The organism is Microcoleus sp. BROC3 (assembly GCF_036702515.1).
In the GTDB taxonomy this organism is placed as follows: domain Bacteria; phylum Cyanobacteriota; class Cyanobacteriia; order Cyanobacteriales; family Microcoleaceae; genus Microcoleus.
The window spans coordinates 70,166-90,617 of record NZ_JAUBTQ010000028.1 but is presented as its reverse complement, the minus strand read 5'-3'; the positions used below and the strand labels follow the sequence as shown (position 1 = coordinate 90,617).

The window sequence follows — 20,452 nt, the reverse complement described above, 5'->3', positions numbered from 1 at the left end:
TTGAAAATTGGGATTTTGAAGGAAGAAGGAAGTTCGGCAACGAGCAATGTACGGGATGTAACGGATGTAACGGATGTCAGTCCGATGTCCGTCGGAAGAAGGAAGAAGGAAAAAGGGGAAGAAAGAAGGAAGTATGTTTATGTATTTAACCTGATATCTCGCACCCTTATCAAGAGTTGAATGTTCTTGTGGGGCGTTGCTCCGACGCCGCCGAGAGAGGGATTGTGCTGGTATGATCAAATAAGTTAACGAAAATTTACATTAAGAGTCGTGACAGCACAACAGCTAGTATCTGCAACAAGTTTTGAAAAGCTAATTTGGACTTGGAAAGGTCACAAAATCCAATATACCGTCCAAGGAACCGGCCGCCCTCTGATCTTGATTCACGGATTTGGCGCTTCGATCGGACATTGGCGGCAAAATATCCCCGCACTCGCGGCCGGCGGTTATCGCGTATTTGCGCTGGACTTGCTGGGATTCGGTGCTTCGGCCAAACCAGCCCTAGATTACACTCTGGAATTGTGGGAAGAATTGCTGACAGATTTCTGGGCCGATATGGTACAGGAACCGGCTGTATTTGTCGGGAATTCGATCGGCGCTTTGCTGAGTTTGATGGTAGTCGCCAACCATCCAGAAACATCAGCAGGCGCAGTCTTAATCAACTGTGCCGGCGGGCTCAACCACCGGCCCGACGAACTAAATTTCCCGCTGCGAGTAGTGATGGGGACTTTTACTAAATTAGTTCGATCGCCCCTGATCGGCCCGTTTGTCTTCAACAACATCCGCCAAAAACGCCGCATCCGCAACACCCTGCGCCAAGTCTACAGAAACCCCGAAGCCATCACCGACGAACTCGTAGAACTCCTCCACGCCCCCTCCTGCGAGCCCGGAGCTCAACAAGTGTTTGCGTCAATTCTCACAGCCCCTGCAGGCCCTCAACCCTCAGAACTGCTGCCCAAAGTCGATCGTCCGTTATTGGTACTTTGGGGCGCAGACGACCCCTGGACGCCAATCGCCGGCAGCCAGATTTATCAACAATTGGCCGCCAACGGTAAACCAGTGAAATTTGTGTCAATTCCCAACACGGGCCACTGTCCCCACGACGAGCGGCCGAGTGAAGTCAACGCTCTGATTTTGGACTGGCTGCTGGAATTGAAGTAAAATTTTTCTGCTCGATCCAATCGCGGGCGATCGGTCAAAACCGTTGCATTGCAAAAGTTCTGCCTTGCTCCGCCGCACCGGCATCCGGGCTTGGGCCGACCAGAGAAAAGAACTTTTGAAAAAAGTATTGACACAATCTACCGAGTCAGCTATATTGATGGACGTGTGAGGAGCGAACCAGTAAGAGCACCGAGACGAAACACGGCCAGTCGTCGGTGCTCTTTCTGTTGAAACCCATTTTTAAGACTTTCAAATTATTTGTAAATTCACATCCAGAATATCTTTAAGCCCGCCCCGCTTTCTTCATTTCTTCCTTCGCGTTCTTAGCGTCTTCGCGGTTCGTTAAATAAATATTCCGATGTTGCAAACAAAGTATTTAACTGGACTTAATCTCAAAAAATCAGAAAGTCTAGATTTTTTTTATAATCAAAAGTTGATTGCAGAGAACTCAAAACTACACAGTTATATAATAACTTAAATATTGTCGCTGGGTCGGGGCGGGTCGATCGAGATTTTTTTCAAATGCCGGCAAACCCGCCCCTGCGGAATTGGTGTAAAAATATCAACGATCGCCCAAAACAAATTGTTCGATCGCAGCCGCCACCCCATCTTCCTCCACATCCGGCGCCACCCAATCAGCAGCAGCCTTCACCGCATCAGGAGCATTGCCCATCGCCACGCCCACACCCGCGTAGGCAATCATTTCTACATCATTAAAATTGTCGCCGATCGCCATCACATTCGCCGCCTGCAAACCCAAAAGTTCCTCCGCTAAATACTGCACCGCATCTCCCTTATTCGCCAAAGGATGCGTAGCTTCAAAAAAAGTAGCAACGGATCGAGTCAAATAAAGCTCCGCAGGCGTGTAGCGCTGCCGCATACTGCTGAGCAAGCCGTCGAGTACCCCCGGATTCTCGCACAATGCCAAAACTTTCGTCGGTTCCCCCGGAATATCTCGCCGCAAATCCTCAATCACATTTGGTTCAATGCCCGATCGTTGGGCATAAATTCGGGTAGCTGCGGTAATTTCCGGCACGTAAAGTTGGTCGTCAATGTAGAAATGGATCGAAAGCAGCGGTCGCAAATGCGGTTCTTCAAAATAATCTAAAAGTTGCAGAGCAGTTTGTTTCGACAGCGGCAAGTGCCGCAGCCGTTTTTGAGTAGCGTGATCTTGAATCCACGCGCCCTGGTAGCAAATCAGCGGCAAAGTGGAGCCGATGTCGCGGTGAAAACGCAAAGCTGAGCGGTACATCCTGCCCGTAGCGACGGCCACTTTCACTCCCCGCGACGAGGCCGCCAAAATTGCCTGCTTGACTGGTTCTCGGATGGTATTTGACAAACCTGCGATCGTGCCGTCTATATCCACTACCAGCAATTGAATGTCTGCGGTGCCAAAAGCGCGATCGGTCGCCTTAGCTGGATTTGAGGCAGTTATCTTCTGCATGATTGTTTTTAGATTTTAGCTGTTGAGTTGCACGCACCAGTTTATTTTGGCACTGGCGCGATGATAGCAAAGTGCGACTTCTGATTTTTTGAATACTAAAATATAGATAAATAAGCGCCAAAAAAAGTATCTAGGAGGAGCATTTAGAGACTGGTTTAGCTCAGCTATACAATACCAGCCCTTGTACTACCGTAAAAACCCCCCTCGACCTGCGATCTGTATTTACACTTACTGAATAATACCAGTAGCAAAAAAAATGCAACTGTAGGCAATATCCAAAGCTTTATATCATCAATCATTCCCAATTTCAAATCTAAACTCGTATAACCGCACTTTTCAAACCACCCCAAACAGCATGATTGCCATTCCGGGATACCGCATTGACGGAGAACTTTATACAAACTCTCACACAGTTATTTATCGAGGGATACAGCTTGAGGAACAAAAAGCCGTTATCCTCAAAACTTTCACGTCGCCATACCCTACGCCAGCGCAAATAGCCCAACTATTGCACGAATCAGAAATTCTTAAAAATTTGAATTTGCCAGGAATAGTCAAGCTTTACAAGTTAGAACAATACAATAACTTTCCTGTTTTAATTTTAGAAGATTTTGGCGGCATTTCCCTAAAAAAAATTCTCAGTAACAACCAGTTAGAGTTACACCAATTTCTGCAAATTGGCATAAAACTAGCAGAAACTCTCGGTCAACTCCACGAACACCAGATCATTCACAAAGATATTAAACCGAGCAATATTATTGTCAATATCGAGACGGGGGATGTCAAGATTGCTGATTTTGCGATCGCCTCCCTGCTACCACGCGAAAGCCCTACCCTCAGCCATCCCCATTTGCTCGAAGGCACCCTCGCCTATATGTCTCCCGAACAAACTGGACGCATGAATCGGGCGATCGACTACCGCACCGATTTTTATTCTTTAGGCGTCACCTTTTATGAGATGCTCTGCGGCGAATTGCCTTTTAATGCGATCGATCCGATGGAATTAGTCCACTGCCATATTGCCAAAACGCCACTTTCTCCTTGTGAAAGCAGAAAACAAAAAGTAGAAAGCAGAACCATCGAAGGCAGAATCAATCAAGCAGAAACCGAGGAGATTCCTCAAGTCGTTTCCGATCTAGTCATGAAACTCTTAGCAAAAACCGCCGAAGACAGGTATCAAAGTGCTTTCGGACTTTTGTACGACTTAGAAAGTTGTCTGGCTCAACTGCAAACAACAGGCGAAATTTGCCACATAACCCTCGGCGAGCAAGATCGGTCAAGTCACCTGCAAATTTCCCCAAAATTTTACGGGCGAGAAGCAGAAGTTAATATGCTTCTGAATACCTTCGATCGGATGAGGCGGGGCAATACAGAAATCGTGCTAATTTCCGGTTCTGCAGGTCTGGGTAAATCCTGGTTAGTATATGAAATTTACAAGCCGATTCGGCCGGAAAACGGGTATTTTATTGACAGCAAATTTGAGCAGTTTAAGCGTGATATTCCCTACGCTTTTTTCGTCGAAGCTTTTCGAGATTTGTTGCGCCAAATATGCACCGAAAATGCCGCCCAAGTCTATGTTTGGAAACAAAAAATTTTAAATGCTCTCGGCGGCAACTGCCAAGTAATTATTGAAGTTATTCCCGAAGTAGAACTGATTGTCGGGCCGCAGCCCCCCGTGCCAGATTTAGGAGCAAATGAATCTCAAAATCGCTTTAATTTAGTATTTCAAAACTTCATCCGCGTCTTTACTCAAAAAGAACACCCCCTGGTAATTTTCCTCGACGACTTCCAGTGGATCGATTCAGCATCTCTCAAGTTAATACAACTGCTAGCAACTGACCTGAAAACTCAATATTTATTAATAATTGGAGCTTATAGAGAACAGGAAGTAGATGCTAATCATCCCGTAATGCTGACCGCCGAAGCAATTAGAAAAGCAGGCGGCACTGTGAGCGCGATCGCCATTCTGCCCTTAGATATTAGCAGCGTCAACCAATTCATTGCTGATACTCTCAACTGCTCACCAGAAAAAACCATAACTTTAGCAGAGTTGCTTTTTCATAAGACCGCAGGAAATCCGTTTTTTTTAACTCAATTACTAAAATCTCTGTACTCAAAAAAATTGTTACAGTTTAAATTTATACCAGCCGCTAATTTGGACGAGAAAGGTGAAAATAACCTTTCTGACTTAGGTCAACAAATCCCAGAGCGAATTGTGAAAAAATGCCAAATCACAGGCGAGTGGCAGTGGGATATCGAACAAATACAAGAAATGGGAATAACTGACAATGTTGTAGAATTAATGATAGACAACATTCAGAAACTTTCAGAAAATACGCAGGAACTACTCAAATTAGCCGCTTGTATCGGCAACAGATTTGCTTTAGAAATTCTCTCGACAATCGCCGAAAAACCTCTGGCGTCCGCAGCAACAGACCTCGGGGAGGCACTTCAGTCCGGGCTGCTTTTGCCCGTGAATAACGCCTACAAAATTCCGATTGCACTAGCAGCAAGCACAGAAGTAACAGACACAATATCTAGAGACTTTACAGATGAATTATCCCTACCAGTTTCTGATACTGCTAAGGCGACTTACAAATTTTTGCACGAGCGAGTGCAGCAAGCAGCTTATGCTTTAATATCAGATTCTCAGAAACAAGAAACGCATCTAAAAATCGGCAAGTTTTTGCTGAAAAACGCGCCTCCAGAGCAACTAGAATATCATATTTTTGATATTGTTAACCAACTCAATTTTGCGAAAACAATCCTTAGCAGCGAATTAGAAAAGTTTCAATTATGTCAATTAAATTTAATTGCAGGCCGCAAAGCAAAAGCAAGTGCAGCTTACGAACTCGCCCTCAAATATTTAACTGTGGGTATTGAACTGCTGCCCCCGGAAAGTTGGCAAACTGACTACGACTTGACTCTTGCACTCTACGAGTCAGCGGCAGAAGCCGCGTACCTAAATACCGAGTTTGAACCAATGGAAAAATTGGCGCAAGTTGTCCTGCAACACGCAAAAAATGAACTAGACACCATCAAAGTTTTTGAAATCAGAATCATAGCTTGTGCGATGCAAACCAAACTCCAAGAATCGGTAAAAATTGGTCGGGAAGCACTAAAAATGTTAGGAATAAACTTTCCACAATCGCCGATTCCCCTCCACATTCAGCAAGCACTCGCTAAAACCGCCGCTTATTTAACAGGAATAAAAATAGAAGATTTAATTAATTTGCCTGCCATGACAAATCCGCACAAATTAGCAACTATGCGCGTGCTTTCCAGTATGTTTTCAGCTACGTTTATAGTTGAACCTGTGCTGCTGCCGCTGATTGTGTGCGAGCAAGTTAATTTATCTATCAACTACGGAAATTCTGCTTTTTCTGCATTCGGCTATGCTAATTATGGAGCAATTTTAAAAGCAATAGTTAGAGATATTGAATCCGGCGAACGCTTCGGCCAATTAGCTTTAAATTTGATAGATAGATTAAATGTTTTGGAATTCAAAAGCAAAACACTTAATTTAGTAGCATTCATTTTGATGAACGGCAAGCATCACGTTAAAGACTCTTTACCATTGTTAGAGGAAGCCTATCAAAGCGCGCTAGAGAATGGAGATTTAGAATGTGTCGGATATTCGGCAGTAAATATTTGTCAGTCTTTGTATTTCATCGGTCAAGAATTGCCACAACTGGAACGAAAAATGGTAAGTTACAACCATTTGCTGTTTCAACTAAAGCAAGAAACTGTATTGACTTGGAATCAAATATATCGGCAAACTGTTTTGCAATTGATGGCAAAATTGGAAAGTCCCCACCTTGTATTAGGTGAAGTTGACAGCGAAGAAACATTGTTGTCGCTGCTGTTAAAAGCTAACGATAGAGTGGGACTCCAGCACTTTTATTTGCAGCAATTAATACGAGCGTATTTATTTGCAGATATCGACCTAGCGCTAGAAAATGCAGCCAAAGCCGAAGTTTATTTAGACGGATTTGCAGGCTTTATTAATGTTTCTGAATACCAGTTTTACGATTCTCTAGCCCGACTGGCAGCATATCCATCTGCAACAAAGAATGAACAAGAAGAACATCTTTTTTACGCAACCAGTAACCGGAAAAAGCTGCAAAAAAAAGCGCTTTCTGCCCCGATGAACCTTCAGCACAAATGCGACTTAATTACTGCCGAAAAAGCACGCGTTTTGGGCAATATTGTGAGAGCAATGGAATATTACGATCGCGCAATTGAAGGAGCACAACAAAACGGATACATCCAGGTACAAGCACTAGCAGGAGAATTAGCAGGAGCATTTTATGTATCCATAGGACGAGAAAAAATTGCTAAAACTTACTTGACAGAAGCGCGTTATTGCTATCAGCGCTGGGGAGCAACAGCCAAAGTAGCGCATTTAGAATCAAAATACTCGCAGTTGCTAACTTCAGCGTCGATTTCAACTAATATCGAAACTCACAAATCTACCAGCAGCGCTTCCACTGCGAGCGACAGTGCCGACGTGCTAGACTTGACCACAGCAGTTAAAGCATCGCAAACCTTAGCCGGGGAAATAGTTCTAGACAAACTGCTCGCAAAAATGATGAAAATTGTTATTGAAAATGCCGGGGGTCAAAGAGGATTTTTAATACTAGAAAAAGACGGTAAATGGGTGATTGAAGCATCAGGATCTGTAGATGTCGAGCGCTTTAGTGTCATGCAATCAATTCCTATAGATTTTGTAGAAGAGGATGGAGAACTAAATTTACTGGCCGTTGCCGTAGTCAACTACGTCGCCCGTACCCAAGAAAGTATAGTTTTAAACGATGCCACCCGCGAAGGACAATTTACTCGCACACCCTATATAATGACCGTTCAACCTAAATCAATTCTTTGCACTCCTTTAATCAATCAAGGCCAACTCACCGGGATTCTATATTTAGAAAACAATCTGACTACAGGCGCTTTTACGCCAGACAGATTAGAAATATTAAAACTGCTGTCTTCTCAAATTTCTATCTCCATCGTAAACGCCCAACTTTACGCCAACTTGCAGCAATTCAATCAGAATCTCGAAGACTTAGTACAGCAGCGTACCTCCGAGCTGTCCCAAACTTTAGAAGACTTAAAATCAGCCCAAAATAAACTTGTAGAGTCGGAAAAAATGGCAGCCTTGGGAGGGTTGGTTGCAGGTGTTGCGCACGAAATAAATACTCCGATCGGCATCGGCATCACCGCCGCTTCCTTGCTAGCTGAAAAAGTCACAAAATTTTTTGAGCTTTATAGCAACGGTCAAATTAAACGCTCCGAGTTAGAAAAGTTTCTGGATACCGCCATGCAAAGCAGTAATATGATCTTATCCAACCTCACGCGGGCAGCCGACTTGATTCACAGTTTTAAAGAAGTGGCAGTCGATCAGTCGAGCGAGTTAAAACGCAAGTTTAATGTTAAAAACTATCTTGAGGAAATTTTGACATCATTAACCGCAAAACTAAAAAGAACTAAGCACAAAATAGAAATTAAGTGCGATGAAAATATTGTAGTGGACAGTTACCCCGGGGCGTTGTGTCAAATTGTGACAAATCTGGTGTTGAATTCGCTAATTCACGCTTACGATGGAGAAGACGAAGGAATTCTGGCTTTTGATTTCAAACTAGAGGGCGATCGGCTAATATTTGAATATGCTGATAACGGCAAAGGAATTACCCCAGAAAATCTCAGTAAAATTTTTGAACCATTTTTTACAACCAAAAGAGGTCACGGCGGCACAGGATTGGGACTGCACATTATTTACAACCTCGTCACTCAAAAACTAAAAGGCACAATTCACTGCGAAAGTCAAGTAGACAAAGGCACAAGATTTATGATTGAATTCCCCGCTAACTAAAATTAGCAATTAGTTATTATACGGGCAGTTTTAATATAATTCTATTTAGGAGAACGATAAATGTCAGAAGCTAGTAAAAACCTGTTCGCTGCGGGCGATGACGAATTAATAGCGGCGGGCGACGACGACTTAATATTTGCCGAAGAAGACGAAGCGGAAGAAAAGCCGATACAAGCCAGTTGGAAAATATTAATTGTTGACGATGAAATAGAAATTCACAATATTACCAAACTTGCTTTAAATGAATTTACATTTGAAAACCAACTCATCACATTTATCAGCGCTTACTCAGGCAAAGAAGCCAAAGAAATGATCCAAGCTCATCCAGATATAGCATTGATTTTACTCGATGTAGTTATGGAAACAGAACAGGCAGGGTTGGAAGTAGTCAAATACATCCGCGATATTTTAGACAATAAAGTAGTGCGGATTATTTTGCGCACCGGACAACCGGGACAAGTGCCAGAAGATGTAGTAATTGTCAGCTACGATATTAACGATTACAAAACTAAAACAGAACTGACAAACAAAAAGTTATTTACCACGGTAGTAACCGCACTGAGAGCATTTCGTGCCCTAACTCAAATCGAAGCCAGCAAAAGCGAACTAGAAAAAATTGCAGCAGCTTCCGCCCGTTTTGTCCCTCGCGAATTTTTAAGATTTCTCAAAATTGAAAGCATTGTTGATGCCAGATTAGGAGACTCTGTACAGGCAGAAATGACGATTATGTTTGCCGACATTCGCTCATTTACAAGTCTGTCAGAAAGTATGTCCCCCCGAGAAAATTTTGAATTTCTTAACTCTTACTTAAGCCGAGTTGGCCCGGTTATCCGCCAGTACAATGGTTTTATAGATAAATACATTGGTGACGGGATTATGGCTTTGTTTCCTAACAAGCCTGAAGATGCTGTGCAAGCAGCAATTGAGATGCAGCAGCAAGTAAAAATTTATAACAGACACAGGCAAAACAGCGGATATCAACCTATTTCGATAGGGATTGGCTTGCATACTGGAACTTTAATGTTGGGTACTATTGGCGAAGCGGAACGGATGGAAAGTACGGTAATTTCCGATGCTGTGAATTTAGCCGCCCGGGTGGAAGGATTGACAAAGCTTTACGGAGTTGGTATTGTAGCTAGCGTTCAAACTTTGTGTCGGATCGACGATCCTCAAAATTACAAGTGCCGATTTCTCGATCGCGTTCAAGTAAAAGGAAAACAAACACCTGTTGCTGTATTTGAAATTTATGACGGCGACTCGGATACCATGATCGAACTAAAAGCACAAACCCAAACTTATTTTGAACAGGGAATTTTTTTTCACTACCAGCAGCAATTCGCGCAAGCAAGGCAAATGTTTTTGCGCGTCTTGCAAGTCAACAAGTATGATAAGGCAGCAGCTTTTTATGCAGAACGCTGCGATATGTTGATGAAGAATGCAGTCATTATGACTCTGGAAGGTATTGAAATTTAGCGCATGGGTAATGGGTAATTGATAATTGGTAATTAGTAGTTTTTCTTTCTTCCCTCTTCCCTCTTCCTTCTCCCTTCTCCCCATGCGCTTAAAATCCCTTGATGTTTTTCGCGGAATTGCGATCGCCTCCATGATTCTAGTCAACAACCCCGGCAGTTGGAAACAGGTGTATCCACCGCTAGAACACGCAGAATGGCACGGCTGCACCCCAACAGATTTAGTATTTCCATTTTTCTTGTTCATCGTTGGCTGCGCGATGTCTTTCTCGCTGTCTAAATATACTCAAAATTATAAAAAATCCAGTGCCGAAAAATCCCAATTGTTACAAATAGAGGAATCAAAAAAGGCCGCTCGAAAACCTGCTTCTTTCTTCCTTCTTCCTGCTTCAAATATTTACTGGCGAATTGCGCGCCGCGCCGCGATTCTATTTATATTAGGATTGCTGCTAAATACATCTTCGATCGCCCTTGACGTACTTCTCAACAGCGCCCCGGTGGAAAACTTCGGTAAAATCCGCATCATGGGAGTATTGCAGCGCATCGGCTTAGCTTATTTCCTCAGTGCGATCGCCGTTCTCAACCTCTCCCCCCGCAATCAAAAACTGCTCGCGGTTGCCGTACTTTTGGGCTATTGGGCTGCATTAACCCTATTTGCTGTAGGGGGGTACAGTGCCGGCGAACTCACGCCAGAAGGAAATTTAGGAGGATATGTCGATCGGCTAATTCTCGGCAGCCAACACTTGTACAAAGGCGGCCCCTTCGATCCAGAAGGACTATTGAGCACCTTACCCGCAGTTGTAACAGTCCTGATCGGCTACTTTACAGGAGAGTGGCTGCGCGTGCAGCCAATCAAAACCCGCACCAGTGTAAACTTAGCAATCTGCGGCCTCAGTTGCCTAGTAATCGGCTATTTGTGGGGATTTTCATTTCCGATCAACAAACAACTTTGGACAAGTTCTTATGTAGTGCTTACCGCAGGTTGGGCCTTGCTATTGCTAGCAGCTTGCTACGAAACAATAGAAGTGCGAGGTTGGAAATGGGGGCGGCCGTTTGAAATCATGGGATTGAATGCAATTTTCCTGTTTGTTGCTTCCGGTATTGTCGCCAGAATTCTCCTAAAAACCCATATTGGCAGCGGCGAAAGTCCTCCAAGTACCTACACTTGGATTTACGAGAACTGGTTTTTGCCGTGGGCTGGGCCGCTGAATGGTTCCCTAGCGTTTGCCGTGACTGCGGTATTATTTTGGTGGTTAATTTTGTATGGAATGTACCGCCGTGGTTGGGCGATAAAAATTTGAGTAAAACAGTTGAGTAATCATACGAACGTCGGGTTGGATATCCCCTCAGCTATTAACATAGCTGGCGATCGAGCTTAAGCGGCCGAAGTTGCTTTGGGCGATCGTAATAAATGGGGTAAATAACCGGGATTTGGTATCACAAGTAGGTGGTTGGCAAGTAATGAGTAACAAAACTTGACCATCAAAAGCTGTTTGTTTATAATACTATTTATAAGAGATTTTTAGGACTTACGCAAAAACAACGTATTTCTGTCATTAGGAGCCAAGCGTTGTAATTGCAACAGTTGGTTTTTAGCCTGATAGTGCGTAAGTCATGATTTACTTACATTTTTTACCCAAAAATGTTGATATCAATTCCCTGTTCTGGGAGGAAGGGTTGCAATCTGAGGATGGCAGTTAATTAATAATACGGATAGTATCGCAGGAAGATAAATAGCCTCTACTACTTGATAAATTAGTTCAACAGCTTGGCGTAAAAAGGCTAACATTTTCACTTGATATAAGGGTTTCAGCTTTTTTCCCCAAGCCCAACCTAGATGTTGACTAAGCTAGGGACGGCTTAAGAAATAGAGCGTATATACATAGATGGGGAATCTCTGCTGTCTTCAGGGTGTGGAATTTGTTAGACTCTTTGAAGTCGGTCGCCAATTGTACCATTAGTCTCTGTGTTTTTAATTATGCCTACTTTTGTTGAAAAAATTGCCAGTTTTTTACCGATTCGTGTCTTAAATTGTTTTGCTGCAGACCCTACTCCTGTTGCTTCTCCGGCTAGTGGCTCTTTTGAGGCGGCAGTTTTGTTTGTGGATATCTCTGGTTTTACTGCTCTTACTGAACGTCTTGCTCAAAAAGGTTCTATTGGAGTTGAAGAATTAACGACTCATTTAAATGCTTATTTTGGTCAATTAATTGAATTAATCATAGCACATAAAGGGGATATTGTCAAGTTTGCTGGGGATGCTATGTTGGCGATTTGGCCGGCGGAAAGTTTGTCTTTAGATCTAGCGACTTATTGTGCGGCGCAATGTGCTTTGGCTATTTTAAATGATTTGGGTGAATATCAAGCGGTAAATGCCCAGTTGCGATTGCATATTGGTATAGGCGCGGGTGAGTTAAAAGAGTTTTACATCGGTGGAATGAATGGCCGGTGGGAGTATCTTGTGGCGGGGGAACCTATTGCTCAAGTGGCGCTTGCAGAAACGGCTGCGGGTATAGGTGAAGCTTGTTTGTCGCTGACGGCTTGGGAGTTAATTAAAGACCAGTTTGTGGGAGAATTATTAGCTTCAAATGTGGTGCGGTTGGAGGGATTTAATCTTTTAAATTCAGTGGCGGATAGAAGGTTTCTCAATCTGGTTGAATTGGCTCCGATCGCGATTTATGATGAGATGCAAGAACCACTGGAAAGATATGTAAGTTTGGGAGTTTTGCAGCGTTTAAAAGTCGGTCAAACAGATTGGTTAGGAGATTTGCGACGCGTGAGTGTGATGTTTTTAAATTTGCCGGGGATGGATTATGATGCTGAGGAAGCTTTAGATTTTATTTCAACTACACTTAATGCTATTCAAAATATTTTGCAAGTTTATGAGGGGACTTTAAATAAGTTTTTGGTTGATGATAAAGGTAGTACATTGGTGATTGGTTTTGGTTTGCCGCCGTTTTCCCATGAGGATGATTCGGTGCGTTGTGTGATGGCGGGAAGGGCGTTATTGGATAACTTAAGAAGTTTAGGATTGCAACCCAAGATAGGGATCGCGACTGGTACTTGTTATAGTGGTGTAATTGGCAGCGAGCAACGTCGAGAATACACGATTATCGGGGCGGTTGTGAATTTAGCTGCGCGATTGATGCAGGCTGCGAAGGACGGAATTTTGTGTGATGAGCGGACGTTTGAGTTTGCAAAAGAAAAAATAGAGTTTGAATCGTTAACTCCGATTAAAGTTAAAGGTATAGAAGAGGTAGTTCAAGTATTTTGTCCGCTTGAGGAGGTGCGTAAAGATTTGCCTTGGTGGATGGCAGGAAAAACGGAAAAGTCGATTGTGGGGCGGGAAAAAGAACGGTTATTGTTAGGGAATAAATTAGAGCAGTTGAAAGCGGGTGTTTCTGGGTTAGTTATGATTTGTGGGGAGGCAGGAATTGGCAAGTCTTGTTTGATAGAAAATTTGCTTTTGCAGGCGCAAGAATTGGGAGTCGGAAGTTTGGTTGGTGCGGGGGATGCGATCGCTCGATCGAAGCCTTATCATGCTTGGAACGGGGTGTTTAGTCACTTGTGGGATTTGTCTTTTTTACCCGATTTAGAGGCGAAAAAACGTCAGGTTTTAGATTTATTGGAAGATGAACCGCAATGGTTGGAAAAAGCGGCACTTTTAAATGGGGTTTTGGGTTTAGATTTGCCGGATACGGAGGTGTCGGCTGGGTTGGTGGGGCAGCAACGGGCGGAAGCGACGCGGGATTTGTTGGTGCAATTGTTGCAGGATTCGGTGAATCGCTCTCCTAAGTTGCTGGTTTTGGAGGATGCTCATTGGTTAGATTCGTCAAGTTGGGCGCTGATTTTGGCGGTGGCGCAGAAGGTGAAGCGCTTGTTATTGGTGATTGGGACAAGACCAATGGGTGAGCCTGTGCCGGAGGAATACGAGGAATTGCTGAGGATAGAAGGGGTAGAACAGTTGCATTTGGAAGCAATGCCTGCTACAGATACTTTAGATTTGCTTTGTCGGCGTTTGGGGGTAAAGAGTTTACCTGACTCGATAGCGGAGTTGATTGAGAAAAAGGCGGAAGGAAATCCGTTTTTTAGTGAGGAATTGGCTTATGGTTTGCGCGAGGCGGGGGTGATAGAAATTCATGATGGGGAGTGTCGAATTGCTGCGGGGGTTGGTAATTTGAATGAGCTAAATTTTCCTGCTACGGTGCAGGGGGTGATTGCTTCGCGGATCGATCGGCTTTCTCCTAGCGAACAGCTTACATTGAAAGTGGCGAGTGTAATTGGTCGGTCTTTTGGATTTCAGTTGTTGCGAGATATTCATCCGATCGAGGATGATAAGCCTGAGTTGCCTAATTATTTGATGAAGTTACAGCGGTTCGATCTTACCCCGATGGAGACACCAGAGCCGGATTTGGGGTATATGTTTAAGCATATTATTACTCAGGAAGTTGCTTATGGTTTGATGTTGTATTCGCAGCGCCGGCAAGTTCATGAATTTTTGGCGTTGTGGTATGAAAGAAGTTATGAGGACTTGTCGGGGTTTTATGCGATTTTGGCGCATCATTGGAGTCAAGCGCGGGTTGCAGAAAAGGCGATTTTTTATTTAGAAAAGGCGGGAGAGCAGGCGGTGCGGGCGCACGCTTTGCGGGAGGCGGTGCTGTTGTTTACGGAGGCGTTGGAGTGGTTGGAAACTTTGCCGGATACGGTTGAGAGAAAAGAGCAAAAGTTGCGTTTGCACATTGCTTTGGGTGCGCCGCTAACGGCAATCAAAGGTTATGGTTCGCCTGAATTAATTAACACTTTTACCAGAGCGCGGGAATTGGCGCAAGAACTCGGAGAAACAGCTAATTTTTTACCCATGTTGTGGGGGTTATTTGCAGCCCATATTGGGCAAGGAGATACAAAAACAGCCGGAGAATTAGCACAACAACTTCTTTGTCTAGCCGACAATTCCGAAGATTCGGCTATGCTGGTAACCGCTCATCATTCTATGGGTGCAAACTTGCTTTATAGGGGAGATTTTATTCAGGCTCAATTTCACCTAGAACGGTCTTTATTCTACTACGACGAGCAAAAACATTCCTCCCTTGCTTTTATCTATGGGCAAGATTTTGGGGTAGCGAATTTGGCTCTTCTATCAATATGTTTGTGGTTGCGTGGTTATTGTCGGCAAGCTCTTGACAAAAAGCAACAATCCTTGAGTTTAGCTAGAAAGATAGGACATCCGTTTTCTTTAGCCCTTGCTTATTCCTATGAAACTCAAATTTATCACTACTTACAAAATGTACCTAGTACCAAAAAATATGGGGAAATGACGATTAATTTCTGCCTAGAAAACGAGTTTTCTTTCTGGGGTACTTTGACGAGTATTATCGTGGGTTGGGTAAACCAGCAGTCAGGAGAAATCGAGTTAGGTTTGACACAAATGCAGCAAAATTTAACAGCTTATTTAAGCCTGGGGACAAGATTAGGACAAATTTATTATATGAAGTTGACGGCTATCGGTTATCTGAATGCTGGTTTGGTGGAAGAATGTGTAAGCTTGATTGATAAAGGTTTGGAATTAGCCGACCCAACGGGCGCTTATTGGAAAGCCGAACTCTACCGGATCAAAGGTGAAGCGTTAATTATGCAATCAAAAAATGCAGAGGCGGAAATTTGTTTTCATCAAGCACTTGAAGTTGCTCGATCTCAAGGTGCCGTGTCTTTGGAACGACGGGCGATTATAAGTTTGAGCGAATTTTTACACCGCTGTGGCCAAACCGAAGCTGCACGGCAGTCTATGGCACAGCTCGATCTAAATGCCGAAGAATTTGACCCAGTGGATCGTAAAAAGGGGATGACATTGCTTGCAGCGATCAGTTATTTTTGAGCTAGCCGACCAGATGGCTGCTTAAACTATAGTTCTCCAATCTTTTAACTAGGATTATCTACCATGACTCAACCCACTCCAAAAGCGACTGAAACTTTAGATAATGTAGTTTCTAGTCGGTCGGATAAATCACGTTTTCCGCAGGCAATGTTGTCTGTGAGTCGAGAAGAATTTGATGCTTTGCAATTGACAGTAAAACAAGGGCTAACAGAAATCTCTACTGAACTGCCAAAAGATTTAACAGGATATGTCTTTATTGTGGGGCCGGCGGGTTCGGTTGATTCGCCCAAAAACCCCAATTCTCCACAAATTGTTTACCCCAGTAAAAATGGCTGGAATCCTCTCTATAACGGCGATGGAATGCTTTACCGCATTGGGTTTGAAAATGGCAAGGCTCATTTGAAAACACGCATTGCCAAACCCCTTAGTTATTGGGCAGATAAATATACTTATGAAAATTCAAATGATGCAAATTTAGGCTTTAAAGATTTTGGCATTGCCCGTGCTTCTCTGGCTTTGGGGGTTACTTCGCAACTCAGTGTTACATTAACGCCTTTTAAAAAATACCAAGCCGATCCTTATCGTTTGTTAATTACGGTGGATATGGGCCGCTCTTACGAAGTTGACCCAAATACTATGGAAGTGGTGCAACCGATAGGTTTAATTAAAGATTGGAAAGCTGTGAACCCGCTGTTTCCAAAACAACCTTTTCCGCTGAGTATGAGTTGCGCTCATCCCTGTTTTGACTATAGCACGGGAGAGTTATTTACCATTAATTTAGGTCGCTCAATCTCTTCATTTTTACCAACTTTGCGACAATTTCTTTACCAGCTACGGATTTTAACGAAACCTTTGAAGAAATCTGTAGGATTAAAAAAGACAACCAGTCCTCTGGATGGGTTCATAGAATGGCCGATCAACTTATACAAAAATATCCTCAAAGCTTTTTTAAGTTTAGGCAAAGCGATTTATCAATTCCTCGAAAAAATATACAAAACTGTCCTGCAAATATGGAACGCCCTTGCTAAGGATGATTTTGTCGAATTAGTGTGTTGGCGGGGAGAAGAAAAATTTGACAAATGGAAAGTCGTTTTACCCAATGGCAAGCAGATTAAAGTTAAACAAACCTTGCACCAAATGGGTTTGACTAAAAATTACATTGTTTTCGCAGATACAGCGTTTAAAATTGCTTTAGAAGAACTTTTATTTGCTGAACAAGGCGAATTAATTGAAGAAATAGAAATTTTGATTCGAGAGTTAACAGACATTCCCCAATTAGCAGATACAAAAATGTGGATTGTTCCTCGTAAAGAATTAATACCCGGAAAAGAAACAGTCACAGCACAGGAAGTTATTATCCCCCGCGAAATTGCTCATTATGTCGTTGAATATGAAGATGCAGATGGCATTGTTATACATACGGTTCATAGTTGTGCTTGTGATGCGGCGGAGACAATTCGCAGTTTTGATAAGTCAGTCTATGGCGATGTCGAAATTAATAACCGAATGCGAAATTTAACCGGCGTTTTAGTGAGTGGAATGGACGTGGATATCATTGGATGTCATGTTATTGATCCCGCAAAACTCCCTAGTTTGGATGCTGTCAGATCCTGTTTAATTGAACGGGATTTTAGTTGGGGAGATCCGGTGTATGCCTATCGGGAAATGACGCTGAAACAGCCAGAAAAACTTGATGATATTTACTGGATTTTTTTTGGAGCTTGGGAAGAACTGTTACCGCAGTTTGTTGGGGATATTTATAAGGATTATAAATACCGGCAAGTCTCCCTCAATGAAGTGGAAGCCATCAACCAAGAAGGCAGAGCGACTACGTTATGTCGGGTTCATGTTGAGCGCAAAAAGAATGCTCAGCAAGGCTTAGAAATTGAACTTACAACCCCAGATTATTATGAGTTTCCGGCAGGTCATTTCGCCAACTCTCCCCAGTTTGTGCCGCGTCAGGGAGGGGATAGCAGTTCAACAGATGGTTATCTGATTTGTGTGGTTCTTTCGGATCGTAATGATGGGTCTAATAACAGTGAACTTTGGGTGTTTGATGCCGCAAATTTAAAGAGTGGTCCCCAATACAGGCTGTGTAGTGAACAAATCAATATTGGGTTTACAATTCATACAACTTGGTTGCCAGAAGTAATTTCGCCGCCAAAGTCAGATTACAATGTGCGAGAGGATTATGAGCCGGTGGTGTCGGAAGTTGTGAATAATTATTTGCAGTCAAGGCATCCAAAAACACGGAAAAAAGGTGAGGAAATTCGAGCGTTGTTTGATGAAATTTACCAGCGATTTGAGGGCAATTAAAAATATTTAAATTCAGCAAGTTTTGCGAATTCTTTTTCTGGTAATTTTCTAGGTTGGGTTGGGTTTTCACACGGTAAACCCAACCTAAGCTGTACACCACTACAAGTTTTTATGTGGCAATGAATACTCAAATGAACCCTTCTTTTTCAGAAATGACGAAAAACTACTCTCTGCGTGTACCACAAGCAGTAATGGTGGCGAGTCGGTGTGAATTAACCGAGCTTGAGCTAAATATTATTGACGGAAAATTACCGGAGGATTTGCAAGGTCATGTGTTTATTGTGGCACCTGCAGGCTCGGTTGATTCTGGTGGTTTACCGTATCCTGATGGAACTCCAATTTTCAACGGCGATGGCATGATTTATCGTATTAATTTTAATAATCAACAAGCCAAAATAACGACACGAATTGCAAAAACTCCCTGTTATTATGCCGATGAAGCAACAAAACCAGGAAGCGAATATGAGAAATATGGGTTTCAAAATCACGGACTCACTCGTTTTTCTATGGCGTTGGGAGTTCGCAATCAATTAAACACGGCATTTTTGAAATTTAAAACCTCTGAAGATACAAATGACCGGCTGTTAGTTACTTATGATGCCGGTCGTCCTTATGAAATTGATACGGAAACTTTGGAAGTTGTAACGCCGGTGGGTGCTAATGCAGAGTGGCGGCCTGAAGTTTCTTTATCTATGCCATTTGGGCCAGTTTTGAGTACGGCGCATCCTTTTTTTGATGCGGAAACCAAGGAAATGTTTACGGTAAATTATGGCAGATCTATAGGAAATTTTATGCAAACAATTCCGTTTATTTATGAGGCTGAAAAGCTACCACACGTAATCAAAAAAGTTATAGAAACGATTGCTGGCTTTCTCAATCTCTTCAAGGTAATTAAGTTTTTACTTAACTGGGTTGCTCAAATTATTTTGGAGGCGTTTAAGTGCATCAGTAGTCTTTTTGAGAAGGTTTTCAAAATTAAAATGCAAAATTTCGTTTATTTAATGCGCTGGAATGGTAGCGGCCATATTGAACGATGGAAATTGGTTTTGCAGGATCATTCGCCGGTGGTTATCCACCAAAGTCTGCATCAAATAGCTGTGACTCGTAACTATGTAATTTTGATTGATACAGCGTTTAGTGTTGGACTGGCACAAACATTTAACAACCCCATTCCTAATAAAAAAGAAATAGAAATACTGCTCAGAGATATTTTATCGCGTCCTATTTCTCCTGAATCTTATTTATATATTGTCCGCCGCGATCAACTTCAAAACGGACAGCAGCCAATTGATTCTAAAACTGAGGTTGAAGTTGTGGCGCAAAAAGTGGTGATACCGATGGAGATTTTGCATTTCACGGCCGATTATGAGGGTTCAAACGGAAAAATAACGCTGCATATCGGACATATTTGTGCTGCGGATGCAGGGGAGTGGATGCGGGAGTTTGATACGTTAGCGGATAAGTCAGAAACACCTATAAAGTCATGCTTGTATGGAATGCAAACCGAAGTGATGGATGTTAGCCGATTTGGACGGTATATTATTGATGTAGAAAATGGAGAAATAATTGAATCAAAAATCATTTCTGATATTAATTTAACCTGGGCTGCAGAACTATATACTTATTGCGATGTTCTCGCTTCTGGAAAGCCGCCAGAAAAATTAGAAAATATTTACTGGTGTTGTTTCGGATTCTGGCCTGAATTGCTAACAAAATTCATTTTAAACTTGTATAAAGACTATAAATACCGACTGGTGTCAAATGAGGATTTGCTAAAACTTTTAGATCGACAGGAAGGAAAGCCCGCTTGTTTATTGCGCCTCGATACTCAAGAAATGAAAATAGCTGATGCCTTTGTGTTTATGCCAGAAATTGAAGCCGATAATACAGCCCAAGGATACATGATCAACTCCCCGCAATTTGTCCCGCGTGCAGGGGGAAATGGAGATTCGACAGATGGCTATATTGTCTGTACAATTTACTTTAAAAAATCGTCAGAAATTTGGATTTTTGATGCAAAAAACTTGGTCGGTGGGCCGATTTGTAAGTTAGGTCATCCTGAATTGCGATTTGGGTTTACGCTACACACAGCTTGGTTGCCGAAAATTGCTAAACGCACAGCAACTTACAATATTCCTGTTGAGGAAGATTATCAAGATTTAGTAGCGAAAAAACGCCCAGAAATTCAAGAGTTATTTGAGAAGGAAATTTACCCGCATTTTAAATCGAAAAACCCCTCAGTGTGAAGTGCGATAAGGACAGATTGACCTCCTCCCCGGCGTGAGGACGTGGGGATTCCTAAGAATCGCTTACTTAGG

At 42.8% G+C, this 20,452-nt stretch carries 9 protein-coding genes; 8 read left to right on the top strand and 1 reads right to left on the bottom strand.

Translation table 11 applies throughout. The annotated features are described in order from the left end of the window. A complete protein-coding gene (locus tag QUB30_RS19025) occupies positions 1-180 on the top strand; it encodes a hypothetical protein (protein WP_333336407.1) in 180 nt (59 codons plus the stop codon). A gap of 90 nt (positions 181-270) precedes the next feature. After that, positions 271-1,161: an alpha/beta fold hydrolase gene (locus QUB30_RS19020; RefSeq protein ID WP_333336405.1), complete on the top strand. Its 891-nt coding sequence runs from the start codon at positions 271-273 to the stop codon at positions 1,159-1,161. A gap of 562 nt (positions 1,162-1,723) precedes the next feature. Here the strand turns inward: QUB30_RS19020 and QUB30_RS19015 are convergent. Continuing rightward, positions 1,724-2,605 (bottom strand): Cof-type HAD-IIB family hydrolase, encoded by an 882-nt coding sequence (locus QUB30_RS19015; protein WP_333336403.1) that lies wholly within the window; start codon positions 2,603-2,605, stop codon positions 1,724-1,726. A gap of 355 nt (positions 2,606-2,960) precedes the next feature. Here QUB30_RS19015 and QUB30_RS19010 point away from each other — a divergent pair, with 355 nt between their 5' ends. The 6 genes from QUB30_RS19010 (at position 2,961) to QUB30_RS18985 (ending at position 20,380) form a co-directional block, all read left to right on the top strand. Beyond that, positions 2,961-8,480, top strand: coding sequence for an ATP-binding sensor histidine kinase (locus QUB30_RS19010; protein WP_333336401.1), 5,520 nt, complete (start codon positions 2,961-2,963; stop codon positions 8,478-8,480). A gap of 60 nt (positions 8,481-8,540) precedes the next feature. Beyond that, complete coding sequence (locus tag QUB30_RS19005; protein ID WP_333336399.1) at positions 8,541-9,953, top strand: adenylate/guanylate cyclase domain-containing protein; 1,413 nt, start codon at positions 8,541-8,543, stop codon at positions 9,951-9,953. An 82-nt stretch (positions 9,954-10,035) separates the two neighbouring features. Beyond that, the gene (locus QUB30_RS19000) at positions 10,036-11,250 is read left to right on the top strand and encodes a heparan-alpha-glucosaminide N-acetyltransferase domain-containing protein (protein WP_333336397.1); all 1,215 of its coding nucleotides are present in this window, start codon (positions 10,036-10,038) and stop codon (positions 11,248-11,250) included. Between the two features lie 677 nt (positions 11,251-11,927). After that, complete coding sequence (locus QUB30_RS18995) at positions 11,928-15,818, top strand: adenylate/guanylate cyclase domain-containing protein (RefSeq protein ID WP_333336395.1); 3,891 nt, start codon at positions 11,928-11,930, stop codon at positions 15,816-15,818. A 63-nt stretch (positions 15,819-15,881) separates the two neighbouring features. After that, positions 15,882-18,134 carry a carotenoid oxygenase family protein gene (locus tag QUB30_RS18990; protein WP_333336393.1) on the top strand — a complete coding sequence of 751 codons (2,253 nt, stop codon included), beginning with the start codon at positions 15,882-15,884 and terminating at the stop codon, positions 18,132-18,134. 131 nt (positions 18,135-18,265) lie between these two features. Beyond that, entirely contained in the window at positions 18,266-20,380 is a 2,115-nt protein-coding gene (locus QUB30_RS18985) for a carotenoid oxygenase family protein (RefSeq protein ID WP_333336391.1), read from the top strand. Positions 20,381-20,452: the final 72 nt, after the last annotated feature.